12 protein-coding genes and 1 pseudogene are annotated in these 16126 nt (G+C 45.9%); 9 read left to right on the top strand and 4 right to left on the bottom strand.

Going from position 1 to position 16126, the window contains the following annotated elements:
- Positions 1-394: 394 nt before the first annotated feature.
- Positions 395-2008, bottom strand: a complete 1614-nt coding sequence (locus tag AR383_RS13930; protein ID WP_055733679.1) for a methyl-accepting chemotaxis protein — start codon at positions 2006-2008, stop codon at positions 395-397.
- Between the two features lie 908 nt (positions 2009-2916).
- Between AR383_RS13930 and AR383_RS13935 the strand changes: the two genes are divergently transcribed.
- From AR383_RS13935 to AR383_RS13975, 9 genes and pseudogenes are all read left to right on the top strand, one after another.
- Positions 2917-3198 carry a flagellar basal body L-ring protein FlgH gene (locus tag AR383_RS13935; RefSeq protein ID WP_055733680.1) on the top strand — a complete coding sequence of 94 codons (282 nt, stop codon included), beginning with the start codon at positions 2917-2919 and terminating at the stop codon, positions 3196-3198.
- A 13-nt stretch (positions 3199-3211) separates the two neighbouring features.
- A complete protein-coding gene (locus AR383_RS13940) occupies positions 3212-3442 on the top strand; it encodes a hypothetical protein (protein ID WP_055733681.1) in 231 nt (76 codons plus the stop codon).
- 144 nt (positions 3443-3586) lie between these two features.
- On the top strand, positions 3587-6133 hold the full coding sequence (locus AR383_RS13945; protein WP_055733682.1) for a S8 family serine peptidase: 2547 nt from the start codon (positions 3587-3589) through the stop codon (positions 6131-6133).
- A 403-nt stretch (positions 6134-6536) separates the two neighbouring features.
- The gene (locus tag AR383_RS13950) at positions 6537-8216 is read left to right on the top strand and encodes a DUF342 domain-containing protein (protein ID WP_055733683.1); all 1680 of its coding nucleotides are present in this window, start codon (positions 6537-6539) and stop codon (positions 8214-8216) included.
- 42 nt (positions 8217-8258) lie between these two features.
- Entirely contained in the window at positions 8259-9236 is a 978-nt protein-coding gene (locus AR383_RS13955) for a D-cysteine desulfhydrase family protein (RefSeq protein ID WP_055733684.1), read from the top strand.
- Between the two features lie 50 nt (positions 9237-9286).
- Complete coding sequence (locus AR383_RS13960; RefSeq protein ID WP_055733685.1) at positions 9287-9517, top strand: DUF2789 family protein; 231 nt, start codon at positions 9287-9289, stop codon at positions 9515-9517.
- A 772-nt stretch (positions 9518-10289) separates the two neighbouring features.
- Positions 10290-11361 (top strand): annotated as a pseudogene (locus AR383_RS13965) (TRAP transporter substrate-binding protein).
- A gap of 72 nt (positions 11362-11433) precedes the next feature.
- A complete protein-coding gene (locus AR383_RS13970) occupies positions 11434-11823 on the top strand; it encodes a TRAP transporter small permease subunit (RefSeq protein WP_335338340.1) in 390 nt (129 codons plus the stop codon).
- A gap of 136 nt (positions 11824-11959) precedes the next feature.
- On the top strand, positions 11960-13252 hold the full coding sequence (locus tag AR383_RS13975) for a TRAP transporter large permease (RefSeq protein WP_055733686.1): 1293 nt from the start codon (positions 11960-11962) through the stop codon (positions 13250-13252).
- Positions 13253-13527: 275 nt separating this feature from the next.
- On the opposite strand, the gene AR383_RS13980 is transcribed toward AR383_RS13975, so the two are convergent.
- The 3 genes from AR383_RS13980 to AR383_RS13990 are packed head-to-tail and all read right to left on the bottom strand — an operon-like array spanning position 13528 to position 15842.
- Positions 13528-14163, bottom strand: coding sequence for a tRNA-uridine aminocarboxypropyltransferase (locus AR383_RS13980; protein ID WP_055733687.1), 636 nt, complete (start codon positions 14161-14163; stop codon positions 13528-13530).
- A gap of 49 nt (positions 14164-14212) precedes the next feature.
- Positions 14213-15001 (bottom strand): LysR family transcriptional regulator, encoded by a 789-nt coding sequence (locus AR383_RS13985; RefSeq protein WP_055733688.1) that lies wholly within the window; start codon positions 14999-15001, stop codon positions 14213-14215.
- On the bottom strand, positions 14991-15842 hold the full coding sequence (locus AR383_RS13990) for a LysR family transcriptional regulator (protein WP_055733689.1): 852 nt from the start codon (positions 15840-15842) through the stop codon (positions 14991-14993). The genes AR383_RS13985 and AR383_RS13990 overlap by 11 nt, the downstream gene beginning before the upstream one ends.
- Positions 15843-16126 lie beyond the last annotated feature (284 nt).

Raw genomic sequence — 16126 nt, forward strand, 5'->3', positions numbered from 1 at the left:
CGCCAGGTTTCCAATACTAAGCCCCGCTCTTTGAGCGGGGCTTTTTTATTATCTGCGGTCCGTTAAATATCTCTAGAATAAAGCGCGGCTTATCAGGGCGAAGCACAAGTAGTTGTTCCTCCGTAGGCTTTCAATACTAAGGCCCGCTTTAACATGGCCGATTTTCCTCAGCTCAACGAGCGTGGCGTTATTGTATTGGCAGTTGTGTCTATATCACCCACTTGGCCTCTTGTTGTAAAAGCTAGCACTTTACTTGGAAGGCGATGGAGAGACTGTGCTTAAGTGCTTATTACATCAACTTAAGCGCTTGTCGCGAAGAGTGAATAAAGAAGGGATGTTATAGAGGCTGTATAATAGGCTCGAAGCATGCGCATCGAGCCTTTGCATTTTAGGCTTATTGTAAAGTAAAGCGCTGTAGTTTTTCATCTAGTTGATGTGACATTACCGCGAGAGTTTCACTTTCTTGGGCAAGGAAAGAGGAGGCTTCACGCATTTCTTGGGTTGCATCACTAATACCAGAGACATTGCGATTCATGTCTTCAGCTACTGCACTTTGCTCTTCTGTGGCCGTCGCAATTTGCGTGGATTGATCGGCAACATTTTGAATATGAGCCACTATGTCTTGTAAGTCTTGGCCACAATGCTCAGCCGATTGTACGCTGCTATCAGCAAGGCTGGTGCTTTTTTCCATCATATTAGCCGTGTCGATGGCCAGTTTTTGTAAGCGGTTAATTGTGGTTTGGATCTCTTCAGTGGACTGGTTGGTACGCCCAGCTAGGCTTCGTACTTCATCGGCTACTACCGCAAAACCTCGGCCTTGTTCACCGGCGCGAGCCGCTTCAATGGCCGCGTTTAATGCGAGTAAATTGGTTTGCTCAGAGATGCTACTAATAACATTGGTGACATCGCTAATTTCAATGACACCTTCTTTTAACTTTTCTACCTGTAATGAAGCTTGCTTCAACTCACTGGACAAGTTTTTAATGCCAGTCACACTGTCGCTAACATCTTTATTCCCTTTACCCACTTCGGTATTGGCATTCATGGTATTACTGGCGGTTGACTCGGTATAAGTGGCAACTTCGGCAATGCTGGCAGACATTTGATTCATGGCTGTGGCTAGTTGATTTAACTGATCGTGCTGGGCGGTGATAGCTTGACTGGTTTCCTCAGCAGAGGATGCAATACGTGAGGCGGCTTTTGCTAGCTCTTTAGCAGAGCTTACTGATTCATTTAATGCTTCGCGTATTGAAGCGATACTCTCGTTAATGCGTTGTCCTACTAGGCCGATTTCGTCTTTACCAAACGTAGGAACGGTGACAGTTAAGTTTCCTTTGCTGATAGCGAGCATCACATCTTTGATGGAGTTTAGCGGGCTGGTGATAGCGCGGGTAATGACAAAGCCTAAGGCTGCCATGATGAGAATAATCACTAAGGTAGCTAAGGCCATTTTGGTGGTTTGTTGCTGTACCGCACTATCAATATCATTGATTAACATGCCTGAGCCCACGATCCAGTCCCAGCTATTTATATTGTTTAAGTAGGCTATTTTATCTGCGGGTTGGCCCTGCTCATCATGCCAAGGATAGATGACTAAGCCACCTTGTGGCTGCTTACCTGCATCAACCATCTGATACCAGAAAGCTTGGTCGGAATTTCTACCGGCATTGCCCATTTGTTTGCCTTCTAATTCCGGCTGAGTGGGGTGAACAAGAATGTGCCGAGAGCTGTCCATTACATAGATGTAGTTGTTGTTGTCGAAGCGGATGGATTTAATGACCTCGATGGCTCGTTGCTTGGCTTGTTCAGGGGACAGTTGCTGATTAAGTGTGTTGATCTGTGACAATGTTGCATTTACTACCGCGTTGAGTTGGGCTTCGCGTTCGTTGAGAAGGTTGTGCTTTAGGGTATTGGCGGATATTAGCAGCATGCTAATAAAGCCAAGTATGGCGATACCGATGAGCAGTGATAACTTGTGTTTTACTTTAATGTTCTTAAGTTTCAGCATTATTGTTCCTTTGCATAACTAATACTAAACCAAGCAACTTATATTGATTGAGGCGGCTGTCATTGAAGCCTTACACTGATGCGTTGAACGGTGAGATTCATCGCGATAAATAAGACCTTAGTGACAAGGTTAGTATTAATTGGTCGGCTTGCAAATCATACCTATAGTTGAGTGTAGATTTTAACTCAACGAAGATATGCCATTTTTATTTTTTTGTATGATGTTAAATATATTCATATTAAGAGTAGCTGCAATCACTAGGTTGTCGTAGGGAACTGTCAATGTTGACAGTCGCGAGGATGACTAGATCATCAGCAGTCTGCGCATTAGTTAGCTTTCTAGCTATAGCTTATTCGATTTAAAGTGAATATTTTTTGATTTCTACGAAAAAGTAGGTGGATAATCTATTTAATTATTGATTATTCATATGCTTATTAATAATTTATGTTTTGGTGATGTTTTTCTTTATTTTATTGTTGGTGGTTTGTGTTTATATATTTTGAATAAATAACTGCAATTGATTTCTTAGGCGGTGTTTTGTTTGTATCTTGGTTGCTGTAACTCAATAAATCGAAGACATGATGGATTTTTTGTCGTTTGAGTGAGTAATTGTCGAGTCGTTTTTCGTAAGGGCATGTTTCTACTTGTTTTAAAATGTTTTTACTTCATAAATGACAGTGTTAACTCAATTTTATGTTTAAATCGAATAAATTTGAGTTTTATAGTTGGGGTAAATGCTGAAATGTGACTAAACATTCACGTTAGTAGGAATAGACGAATGACATGCAGATTATCGCCGTTGATGATGGTTTCACTGTTATCAGCATGCTCAACCATTGCCGATAGCCTAAGAGAAAGTCGCTGACGATGGGCAGCAACCCCAAGACCGCCAACAACGGCTGGTAACAGTGAGTAGTAATAACTGTTCTCCGGTTCCTGATGACCCGTTTTATGCTCCGATTGAACTCTGCCCCACCGTGGATCCCGTGATTGTGACAGGCTCCGTGTTTAACAGCCAAACATCGCGCTGTTTGTATAGTTACACCCCGCCGTTTGCCTTGGGCGATACCATCACTGTTTTGCTAGAAGAAGAGGCGACAGCGACCAAGTCGGCCAGTTCTAATTTAGCCAAGGAAAATAGCTATCAACTCGATCCTCTTAAGGTACGCAGAGGCAAGCGCTGCACCTGAAGTAAGCTAAACGGTGTCTGATGTTGCCTCCAGCGCCGTTGAATTTGGCTGGGGCTTAGCTACTGCTGATGAGTTGGCGGTTCAAGCGGCTGCGGCGAGTGCCGATATTGTATCGAATAGCAGTAAACAAGTGGCGGCTTTAGGTGATACAACAGCGAGTTATTGGCAAGACATCCGCGGAGAACAAGGGAGCCCAACCAAGGAAACGATATTAAGTCCATCGTGGCTCATAGCGAGTGAGTAACGCGGGCTTAAGGTGTTTCATCTCAATTTTCACAAATTTGTCACTAATCGTGCGCAAGTCATGGCTTTCATGATAAAAATTAAGTCAAATGGTTTTGCTTATGGTATTGAGTAAAGCAAGCTTGTTAGTGAATAAAGGAAAGATATGAAAACAGGGATAGTATTAGTTTTACTGAGTGTTTTGGTGGCCTGCGGTGGTGGTGGAGGCGGTACAGTTGACCAAGTTGAGACTTATTCGCTAAGTGGTGATGCCTATGTATTGGATAATACGGTGGTGGATAGCGATATTAATGATCCTAACGCTTACTACAGCAGTAACAATAGCCCCGCTACGGCTCAATATCTTCCCCCTATAGCAGTGGTTAGTGGTTACTTAACTAGCCATGCCACGGGGATCAGTGGCGACCAATTTGAATTTAATAATGATGAGCTTGATATCTACCGGGTCGATTTAGAAGCCGGGCAGCGCCTATTTCTTGAAATTGCCGATTGGGAAGCGGCTGGAGAGCGTGCCGATTTTGATTTGAGCCTCTTTACGGTAGACGCACAAATTGAGGTAGCCAGCTCCGCAGGGGTGGATAAGACAGAGCTTCTAACGGTGGAGACATCGGGTAGTTATTACTTGGTGGTTAGTGCGCATACTGGAACTAACCAAGCCCTCTCTGCAGGAAATTATACCCTGCGCTTGATTGCGCAAAATGACGCTAGCCATTTAGTTAGCCACCATTTTAGTACTCAACAAGATTTTGTTGCAGATGAAATGATTATTAATCATTCGCAAGCGGCGGCTCGTTCTATTGATGTAAATGCTTATGGTTTATCCGTTTTGAGTAGCGGCCCAACAATGAGCTTGTATCGAGATGATGGCTCGGTTTTAAGCTCCAGCGCCAATGCCAGAGCTTCGATGCTCGGGGCACCGCAATCTACAAAGTATGCGCAAAAGCGCCGAACTTTGATGAAAATTAAGCAGATGGCACATCGGTTTGGGCCTAAAAATGTCTCACCTAACTTTATTTACCATGCTAGTGCGCTCTCCAATGATCCCTTAGTTGAGCGCCAATGGCATTACAAGCAAATTAACCTTGGCGCAGCGTGGCAAGCGATGGCAGGGCAAATTCAAAACGAGGTGGTGGTAGCAGTATTGGATACCGGTATCTACCAGAGCCATCCCGATCTGGCTGCGCAGTTAACTGATGATGGCATTGATTTTATTTCTGATACGAGAATCTCCCTTGATGGTGATGGCATTGATTACGACCCTGAAGATCCCGGTGACCAAAATGGACCCAATGGTAGCTCTTCATGGCATGGTACTCATGTTGCCGGCACTATTGCGGCATACACTAATAATCAACTGGGTGTGGCAGGTATTGCGCCAAATGCCAAGATTATGAATTTACGAGTGCTTGGCTACGAAGGTGGCACTACCTACGACATTGCTCAAGCGATTTTATATGCGGCAGGCCTTGGTAATGACTCCGGTCGCCTTCCCGATAAAGTCGCTAGTGTGATTAATATGAGTTTGGGCGGTGAAAGTTATGACTACGTTTTTGACCAAGCAGTACAACAGGCGATTGCTCAAGGAGTGATTGTTGTTGCCGCAGCGGGCAACGAGAGTACCTCCGCATTATCGTACCCAGCGGCCTTTGCTAATGTTATTGGGGTGAGTGCGGTCGATGCAGATAAGCAGTTAACCAGCTATTCAAATTTTGGAAGTTATATCGATATTGCCGCCCCCGGAGGAGACAGTCGTGTTGACCTCGATGGTGATGGTTATGGGGACGGTGTTTATAGTACCTATGTCAACGAAAATGGTGGTAGTTTGAGTGCGGATTATCAATACCTAAATGGCACCAGCATGGCTTCCCCCCATGTCGCAGGTGTGGTTGCGCTGATGAAACAGCTTAATCCGAATTTAGATACTGATGACTTTGAAAGCCTATTGGTGGCAGGGCGTTTGAGTGATGATTTAGGCAGTAGCGGTTGGGATAGGTCATATGGTTACGGCTTGTTGAATGCAGAAAAAGCGGTGCAGAGTCAAATTGGTATTGATGACCCCGAGCGAAGTTATCTTAGCTTAAGCACCGGCCAAATTAGTTTAAATGCCAACCAAGCCGAAGCCAGCTTTGAGCTAAGTTCAGTGGGTTTGACTCAGCTGTCGGTTATCAGTGTGCAAGAGAATGCGGCTTGGTTAGTGTTAGATGCTAGTGCCACCGATGGCAATGGTTTGGGGACTTATCATATTCAGGTTGACCGCAGTGGTTTAAGTGATGGTACTTACAGTACCGTTATTACCTTAAACGGTTCCGATGGCAGCAGCCTCTTAGTATCGGTGTCGATGATGGTGACAACCCAGCAAGCGGGAGACAGTGGGCTGGTTTATACCTTGTTGGTTGACCCCTTTAGTAATGAGGTACAGTACACTCAGGCAGTTGCAATGGAAAACGGCCAATTTAGCTTTAATTTTGCGGAAGTTGCTGAGGGTCAATACCGTCTTTATGTTGGCACCGACAATGATAATGACTATTTTTTGTGTGATAACGGTGAGTTGTGTGGCGCCTACCCCGTGCGCAACGATATTAGCTTGATCGATGTAAAGCAAAATATAGCGGGCTTAAGTTTGAGCATTGAGCCGATCACCACCGAGGAACTTAGCGCGTTAGCCACAAGTCTTCGTTTAAATGTTAAATAACTGCTATCAGCCACAGCTTAAGTGAGAGCTTAAGCTGTGTCGCTGAATGCGAGTTTATTCATCATGGGTCTTGCCTATTTTAGTCTGCCGCTTCGGGTTTTATATCGCCCGCTGCTTATTTGTCTTTGCGTGGTTTGTGGTGGCAAATAAGACGCAAATAGCGGCAAAATCACGCATTTTATTGATTTTTATGTTTATAGCGGGGCTGATTCTTCCTTCTACGTCCTCTAAGCTAGAGTGTTTTGGGGCTTGTCTATAACGAAAGGCAGATCCAGTTCAATTAGTTGAAAACTAAAGCACCAACTAATCTTGGTTAAGATCTTGTAACAGGGCATAATCGATTTACAAGGCCTATTAGATGTTTAGGTATGATTTAGGTGAAGCGTGTAACTAAGGGGAGTCAATGCTGGATTTAAGTTGTTTACGTTTATCTCAAGATAAGCTGGCGGCATTGATTGAGATCACCCCTCAGGAACAATATGTTAGTAGCACCGATATTACGGCCTTAATTCTTCGTTCTGAATTTAGTCATTATCTTATCGACGACACTGCCATCGAGGAGGCCGTTGCTAAATTCGCAGAGTTACGAGAGAACCCAGAGTTACATGCTCAATGGGGCGATACTTTTGTAAAGCTAGCGTCTATTCGTAATGCCGAAATAGAAATCGACATCTCCGACGATAAGATGGTGGCGCGAGCCACTATCACCGCCGCCTTTGGTGGAAGCCCAATTACTCAAAGTGACTTGGTCACCGCCATGCAGGATGCCGGGGTGTGCTTTGGTTTGCAAAAACAACGCGCTTTGAATTTGTTAAATCTAGCGAAACAAGCTGAGCCCGGAACCAAAATCAAAAAAGTCGTGGCCTTAGGCAGAAAGTCAGAAGATGGCCAAGATAGCCGATTTGAACGTTTTGTTGCTACCCCAACAGAACGCTTGCTCAAGCCTAAAGAAACCGATGATGGTCGCGTTGATATGCGAGACTTAGGTAGTTTAGATACCGTTGAACCGAATACTGAATTAATGCGCCGTCATCCACATACCTTGGGGCGGGCGGGTAAAAACGTTTGTGGTGAGGAATTGCCCTATAAACAGGGACGAGATATCGACATCGTAGTGGGCGAAGGCACTAAATTGTCTGCCAAAGACGCCAACCTATTGCTGGCTGATCGTACTGGTCTTCCCTTAGAAATCGAACACGGCATGAAGGTAGATGATGTTCTATCTTTGAAAAATGTGGATGTGAGCAATGGTCATGTGGATTTTGCCGGTAGTGTATTAATCTCTGGTAACGTAGGCGAAGGCATGAAGGTGAACGCCTCAGGGGATGTGCATATCAACGGTTTTGCCGAGTCGGCTGATATTTCTGCTGGTGGTGATGTGGTAATTGGGAAAGGGGTGATTGGTCACCGTTTAGCCGAAGGCGCTAGCAACTATTCTTGCACGGTAACGGCGGCAGGCGCACTACACGCCACTTTTGTTCAATACTCTCATCTTAAAGCGGGTAAAGATGTCACCGTAACTAGCCAACTATTACATAGTAAAGTCGAATGTGATGGCAAATTGCTGGTGAGTGATGCTAGCGGTTTAAGAGGAACCCTTGTCGGCGGTTCAGTTAACGCTGGCAGTAGTATTACCGCTGTGGTACTTGGCGCCACCGCCGGCACCGCTACCGATTTACGTATTGCGGGTGAGTTTGAAGAGATTCAAGAAGAGCGGCGCAGCCTAAATAACATCAAGAAAAATTTACATAATAAGCTGGGCAAGGTGCTGGATGCGCAAATGAAGCTGAGTTCGGCCAAACCCGAAGAAAGGGAAGAAGGCTTGGCGGAAAAACTGGCCGCTACCCTACACCATACACGCCAAGAGTTAGTGCAGTTAGACTTTGCCTTAGATGCCAATCAGCAGCATGAAGACAATTTCTTCACCAATGCTAAGTTAACGGTGAGAAAAGAGCTTCATCCCAATGTTCGTTTGGATATTGTAGGGCAAAAGCTGTTTACCAACCGTGAATATGGTCCAACTGAAACTCAATATGAAGACGGAAAAATCACTTTTACTCCTCTCGGCGCGGGTAAAAAGTAAGCTGTTTGGCCATATAGCCGTTCACTTTCAAAGGAAGAGCGCATGATTTGGCAGCAAGCTCCAAGACAAGCTTTGGGCATTTTCCCCACTCCTCTGCACCCACTAGATAACCTTACGGCTCGTTTGGCTGGCCCACAAATTTATATCAAACGCGATGATTTGAGTGGCTTAGCCCTGGGCGGAAACAAAGTCCGAAAGTTGGAGTTTTTGCTGGGTGAAGCGCTGCAACAACACGCCGACTGCATTATTACCGCAGGGGCAATTCAGTCTAATCATTGCCGACAGACCGCTGCCGCCGCAGCCAAACTAAACTTACTTTGTTACCTATTGTTAGGTGGCGAAGCGCCGCCACTAGCGCAGGGAAATTTATTACTTGATCAGCTGTTTGGTGCCAAGATTATTTGGAGTGGAGAGCAGCGTAAAGGCGAGGGTATAGAGGCTTTAGTGGCCAGCCTTCGTGAGCAAGGGAAACGCCCCTATGTGATTCCCTATGGTGGCTCGGATCCGCTGGGTTGCTTAGGTTTTGCTGCAGCCTTGGCCGAATTGCAGCAGCAAGGGCCGGTCTTTGATGAAATTATTTTTGCTTCCAGCTCAGGTGCTACGCAGGCCGGTTTAATGTTGGCTAAAGCCGCCTTAAAGCTTGATACCCAGCTGCGGGGGATCCATATCGATAAGGCCAATCATCAGCCCCAACACTTCACTAAGAGCATTGCCGAATTAGCTAATGCAGCTGCCGAGCGCTTTGCTTTAGCGACTCGCTTTAGTGCTGAGCAAGTCTGTTTAGACGATGATTACTTGGGTGAGGGTTATGCTATTTTAGGAGAGGCGGAGCGAGAGGCTATGCACTTGTTGGCGACAAGCGAAGCAATATTGCTGGACCCTGTGTATACCGCAAAAGCGATGGCTGGGCTGATTGCTAGAGTGCGTCAAGGTCATTACTCACCTCAGCAACGCATACTGTTTTGGCACACTGGTGGAACACCTGCGGTGTTTGCCTATGCGCAAGCCTTACAGAGTTAATTTTGGTTGCATGCTATGCTTAAGCTTAGGTACATAAAAGGACCGTCATTATGGAACTTGAAATTCATACCCTGAGCGATTTGTTTGAGCAATTGGGTTTAGACCCGTCAATTGAGGCGATTAGTCAGTTTGTCGCAGAGCATGGGCCAATACCTAGCGAGCAACGCTTACATGAAGCGGCGTTTTGGAGTCCTACTCAAGCCGCCTTCTTACAAGATGCCATACAGCAAGATGCCGATTGGGCTGAACTCGTCGATCAGTTAGATAGTATGCTGCGTTAGCCGTTATTTTTCAGTGAAGCCGCTGTGTTCAATGCAGTGAAAGGCTTGTTCGAGGGTGGCGCTAAAATCACAATCGAGAGAGTTTAGTTGTTGAGCTTGGCAGCTGCCGCTGACAAAACGCACCTGCTGCTTGGGTTTTGGCTTGCTTTGTTGAGGGGGATTTGTTCCACTGGTTTTACTGCCAATGCGTCATCCATAACAAACATCTCGCTCTGGTCATGCTTTATCGCATAATTAATTAACCTACTAGGCTTTAGCCTAGCTATCTACGTTTGCCGCTTTGATAACTTACAGCGCCTTCCCCTATCCTATCAAACTTATCAATTTAAATAGCCTATCACCTTCAAATTACTGACAATATTTGCTTTTCAGTACTATTGGAGGTGTAGCTCCACTTTGCTTGTTTGCTCAAGTGTAAGAGCTTGGATGAAATGGCTTGCTAGTGGAGTCATGGGCCTTGTTTATCTACTGTCAAGCGCGCCCATTTAGCCTTAACTAGGCCAGGCTTGATTCTTGTCAGCTTGCTACTTAGTCGTGAGTTATTATAAATACCATGTTAATCATATGTTTTGTTTTTGTTTTTATTAAATGGTGATCCAGCTCAATCTTATACCAAAGTCTAGCTATTATTAGGCTTTATCTAGTGAAAACAGTGGTTTTGAGAATAGTTATAAACTTAACAATTCGATAACATTGTTCCGACCGTTAAGCAATTGGTTTAAATAATAAACATTGAGCAACAATGGAATACAACATTTAAAGGGAGAACATTATGCTTAAGTCCCTCTGCAGCAAAACCCTGCTGGCTTCGGCATTAATCGCGTTGAGTTCAACGGCGATGGCCGCGGATAAAGTATATCGATTGAAGTTAGCCGAAACCTGGGGGCCAAATTTCCCGGTGTTTGGTGACGCGGTTAAAAACATGGTGAAGATGGCTGAAGAGATGTCTGATGGCCGTTTACAAATTCGAGTGGATTCGGCCAATAAACATAAAGCCCCATTTGGCGTGTTTGATTTAGTCAAAAGTGGCCAATACGACCTTGGTCATAGTGCGTCTTATTACTATAAAGGCAAACTGCCCACCACCATGTATTTCACTACCATGCCCTTTGGTATGAATGCCCCGAACAATACGCTTGGTTCCAATATGGCGGTGGTCAGGAATTAATGGATGAAGTGTATGCCGAGCATAACTTGGTGCCTTTTCCCGGCGGTAATACCGGGGTACAAATGGGCGGTTGGTTCCGTAAGGAAATTAATTCGGTGGATGACCTAGCCAACTTAAAGATGCGCATTCCCGGTTTTGCGGGTGAAGTATTGGCTAAATTGGGGGCGACTCCGGTTAATATTCCCCCGGTGAGCTATATACCGCCTTAGAACGCAATACCATCGATGCTTTGGAGTGGGTGGGGCCTTCTTTAGATTTACGAATGGGCTTTCATAAAATCGCGCCCTATTACTACATGGGCTGGCATGAACCTGCCACCGAGTTGATGTTTATCGCTAACAAGAAAAAGTTAGAGAGCCTACCTAAAGATTTGCAAGCGATCCTGACTACCTCAATGCGTAAAGCGGCTTACGATATGTTTATTCATTCCTACGCCGAAAGCGCTAAAAACTGGCAAACCATGTTGCAAGAATTTCCCAATATTCAGGTAAAAACTTTCCCTGCTGAGGTAATGGCGGCAATGAAAAAGGCCACCGATGACCTAGTGAAGGAGAAGGCTGAAACGGATCCGATGGCGGCGAGAATAATTCAGTCTCAGCAACAGTATATGAAGTTAATTCGTGCCTATACCGCGATTTCAGAACAGGGTTATTTAAACAGTACCGAAGATTTGTAGTCGCTCCAGCGGCTAGCTTATTAGCTAGTCGCTGCTTTTGCTGAGGCAAACAAAGCTATAGGGAGGTTAATCATGTTGCGTTGGCAACAAGCGGTGGATCGGTTTTCTAAGGGAATAGCAGTACTGACAGCGATATTAATGTTGTTAATGCTGGTGAATATTTTTTATGACGTGGTGATGCGTTATTTCTTTCGTTCCAGTTCTATTGGTATGCAGGAGTTAGAGTGGCATTTGTTTGCCGCGATGTTTTTATTAGGCATCGCCTCTACCCTTCAAGCCGAAGGGCATGTGCGAGTAGACATTATTTATGACAAGTTATCGGCGCGTGCTCAGGCTTGGATAGACAGTTTGGGGGTGGTGTTTTTTCTGTGGCCATTTTGTGCCTTGGTGGCTTGGTATGGTTATGATTTTGCGTTGGAATCTTATCATTTGGGAGAAACCAGCGGCGATCCGGGGGCTTAAGCCACCGCTGGATTATTAAATCGATGATCCCCATTTCTGCAGTTTGTCTGGCCGTTAGTGGTTTAGGTATGTTACTTAAAAATCTCATTCAGCTACGAAATAAGGCCTAGCTGCTACTCATTAAAAGGATGTTGTCATGATCGGGATTATCATGTTTTTTGTGGCCTTAGTGATGCTGCTCACTGGCTTTCCTGTGGCCTTTGTATTTGGTGGAGTGGCCTTGGTTTTTGGGGTCTTGTCGGAAGGTTTCGAGCTGTTCGCCTTCATGCCTTACCGCATCATGAGCATCATGCAAAACTCGGTTTTGATGGCGGTACCCTTATTTATCTTCATGGGCATTGTATTGCAAAAGACCCGCCTCGCAGAACAATTACTTGAAGCCATGGGCCAGCTATTTGGCCGAGTGCGCGGTGGCCTAGCGGTGTCCACCATTTTGGTGGGGGCCTTGCTGGCCGCGTCAACTGGGGTAGTGGGCGCATCGGTAGTTGCCATGGGGGTGATCTCCTTGCCGGTGATGCTGAAATATAAATATGATAAGCGCTTGGCTACTGGGGTCATTTGTGCCTCCGGTACCCTTGGGCAGATTATTCCGCCGTCGATCATTTTGATTATTCTGGGTGATGTGATGGGTGTGCCGGTGGGTGACTTGTTTAAAGCGGCTCTCCTTCCTGGAGCCGTGCTGGTGGGTGCCTTTATTATTTATGTCTTGGCGGTGTCCTTTTTTAAACCTAGCTCGGCACCTGCATTACCGGCTAACGAAGCCGCTGGGCATGGCGTACAGCCTTGTTGGAATGCTTTTAAGGCCATTGCCCCTCCCTTAAGCTTAATGGTAGCGGTGTTGGGCTCGATTTTTTACGGAATTGCCACGCCAACCGAGTCATCGGCGATTGGTGGGGTGGGCGCCATCTTATTGTCGATCATCTATCGTCAATTCTCTTGGTCGATTATCTACGAAGCGGCGCTAGAAACGGTGAAGGTGACCGCCATGGTATTTGCTATTTTCATCGGTGCCACGGCGTTTTCAATGGTGTTTTCTTACACCGGTGGTGAAGAGGTCATTGAAGAAGTCATGACTAGCCTTCCCGGTGAAAAGTGGGGATTTTTGATCCTTACCATGCTGGTGATTTTGGTATTGGGTTTCTTCATCGATTTTGTAGAGATCTCATTTATCGTGGTGCCAATGTTATATCCAGTAGCCGATATACTGGGCATTGATCTCGCCTGGTTTGCCATTTTAATTGCGATGAACTTACAGACCTCTTTCCTCACTCCGCCCTTTGGTTTTAGTTTGTTTTATCTAAAAGGGGTGGCACCGCCGCAAGTGCAGACTATGGACATTTACAAGGGGGTGATTCCCTTTATTAGCCTGCAAATACTGGTATTAATATCGATTTTACTCTTCCCCGAGTTTTATGGGTTCACGCCTTAAGTAAGCGGCTGCGAGCTCAGCGCCTTGGTTCACTATTCACTAAGGCGCTGGGTTAAAGTCATAGCACTGAGCCTTTAATTAAAAAGAGGTTTTGCAGGGGAAAGGAGATGAGGAAAATACCAGCAATTAGAAACGGCGCAGCCGGCACCGCTAGCAGAGTGGAAAGGCGTAGCACCCACATTGGGGTGTTGCTGCCAAACATCTAAAAGCGACAACCGGCTTACTATAAGCATGGTTGCCGCCGTCAATTAGGTCAAGTTAATGTTTTAAAAATGTTAACCGGATGTTGCTTTTTGTTTGTTGTAACGATGCCGATAAGCTTCAGGAATGGCCGCTAATTGTTGTTGTTTTAAGGCCGCTAGCGCCTTGAGTAAGGGTTGAGAGTCTAGATTTTCTAACACTTGTAGACTGTAGGCGATGGCTTCAATGGTTGATAGGCCTTTATCTATGGAGGTTTTTCTTATCACATACTGGCCTTCTGGTGGCGCTGCAAAATGAAACTGAGTGATGTGCTGCAACCAAGGGTTAAGGTGCCATAGTTTTTTGGCTTTACGCCAAGTGCCGTCAAGAAAAATCAATTGTAGCGGCTTATTAGCGCTTAGCGCTTTATTCAAGCGGGTTACTTGGTTTTCTATGGCTTGGCTAAGCGGACTCGGGTAGATGAGGGCGAAGGCCTCGGGTTGGCTAAGCACTCGCTGTTTTAGCTGCTGGAAGTCGTCTGGGCTTTCACCAATAATTAATTCGGCCTTGGCTAGCGCCTGATAAGCCAGTAGGGCGGTGCCCTTAGCATGTTGTTGCTCGCTGCTGTGCTGCATAATCAGCACTGGATGTTGATTGTGACAAGGCTGAATATGCGCACAAAGACAGTGGCTTTGCGGGCGTAAGCAGTGGCTGCAGCTGGGACGACTCATTTTTTCTCTTGGTTAATGGCAATGGCTCATTATAACGGCTTGTTGGTGTTTATTCATCGCCACTGGTTTGTTGTAGCAGCCAAGCGTGAATATCTTGCGGACAGTGTTTCGACAAATGTAAGTAGCTGGCCAGTTCGCCAAAAGGCTCGGGCCACGCCTTAAGTTGTCCTTCTGCCAGTCTCGATTCAACACTGATTTCTGGCAATATTGCCCAGCCGAGGCCGGCTTCTAAGGCATCCAGTAACAAGGTTTCGCCAACAAACAATTTATTTTGCTGGTTCTCCCTAATATCGAATAGCTTTAAATAATCATCAAAGGCGTGTCGGTGGTTGGCCAACCTCGGATGGGCCACTTTGATTAGCTTGGCTTTACGCCACGGATACACTTGATAGTCTTGATGATGGGCGCGCGCCGAGAAGCTGAAATGGATGTTGTGTTGTTGGCTATTAGAGAACTGTAATTCTAATAAAGGCTCAAAGCTTTGTAGGTGACAGGCTAATAAGGTTAACCAAGGGCTGGGAAACCAGTGTTGATAGCTAATATTCACGCTAAGGCTTTTCCCCAGTTGTAGATAACGACAATGCTGAGTGAGCTCTTGATAGCGAGCCAATATTAGTTCGGCTTGTTCAATAAGTGCTAATCCGTCAGGGCTAAGCTGGTAAAAGCGCGCAGCGGGTATAAATAGCTGACAGCCCAAAGTTTGTTGCAATGACTGAATCTGCGCCTGAAGCTCGGGTTCACTGCATTTGAGTTGCTGGGCGGTTTTAGCCAGCTCTCCGTACTTGGCTAGGCTAACAAAGGCTAGTAGTGCTTGTTGTTGGGCATTTTCATCCATCATAAGCATTCAGCCCTAGTAGGTTTAGACACTGTGCCACTTGGCTGTCGTATTGCTTGCTCAACCAGAGGATTTCGATTTCCAATTTATTAGCCGAGAAGTAATTGCTTAAATGCAGCTCCACCAAGCTACCATTTCTAAAGCTATGTTCTAGCCAATGTCGCGGGGCCAATGCCCAACCCATGCCCAGTACTAGTAAGTCGTGTAACATTTCGCGGTGGCTAATTTGCCAACGGTTCACTCGATTGAGTTTTAAGTCTACTGGGAGCTGGCTTAGGCACAGTTGTCGCTGCGCTTGCAGTTGCTCGGCGCTGAGCTGTTGGTGCTTGGTGAGGCTGTGGTTGGCCGAGCAGGCCAAGGCTAGGTTTAAGTTGCAATAGCGTCTAGAGTGGGTTTTTGGCGGTTTTTGCGCTTGTGCCACCCTTAATACCATATCTAGCTCGCCGCTTGCTAATTGCTGTAGTAAGGGGCCGCTGTCTAGTTGTACGATTTGCAGTTGCTGCAAGGATAACTCACTAATAAACCGAGGATAGCTGCGTAATAAGCTTTGGGTGGGCACGAATTGATCCAAGCCTATGGTGATTTTTCGCGCCGCAGGTTTGCTATGGGGGCGTTGCAACAGGTTGCTGATTTGCTGCTGTAATTGTTTGGTGCGTTTATACAGTAGTTCGCCCTGGGGAGTGAGCTTGCTGTAATCGGCATTAAATAGCGAACACCTGAGGCTATTTTCTAAGTCACGAAAGACTTGCTCGTGTTGCCCTTTACTCGACACCTCTGGGTAGTGGTGGCGCTGTTCGTAGGCTTCAATAAAACGGCAGAGTAAGTTGAGATCGGGTTGTTGCATGCGAATGCCAATTTATCCATTTGGTTTAAGGCTAGCAGAATTTGTCTGCTTCGATGAGCTCAGGCCCATATGGTCTAGTGCTTAGGCTGGGGTTTTCGTGGCGTTTAAAGCGCCTGGTGCTAGGCTATCTGCTGCTGGTTGGAGCTAACTTTGATTGGAAAATAAGCAGAATGCCCGCCGCATGAAAATAGCGCTTGTCGCCAAGCAAAACCCGTGATAAATGTAAGTTAAGCGGTAGCTTTTTTGCTTGCTACCCTTGAGCGCTAGCTATTTCTAGTGGTGAG

The sequence above is a fragment of the Agarivorans gilvus genome (assembly GCF_001420915.1).
GTDB lineage: Bacteria > Pseudomonadota > Gammaproteobacteria > Enterobacterales > Celerinatantimonadaceae > Agarivorans > Agarivorans gilvus.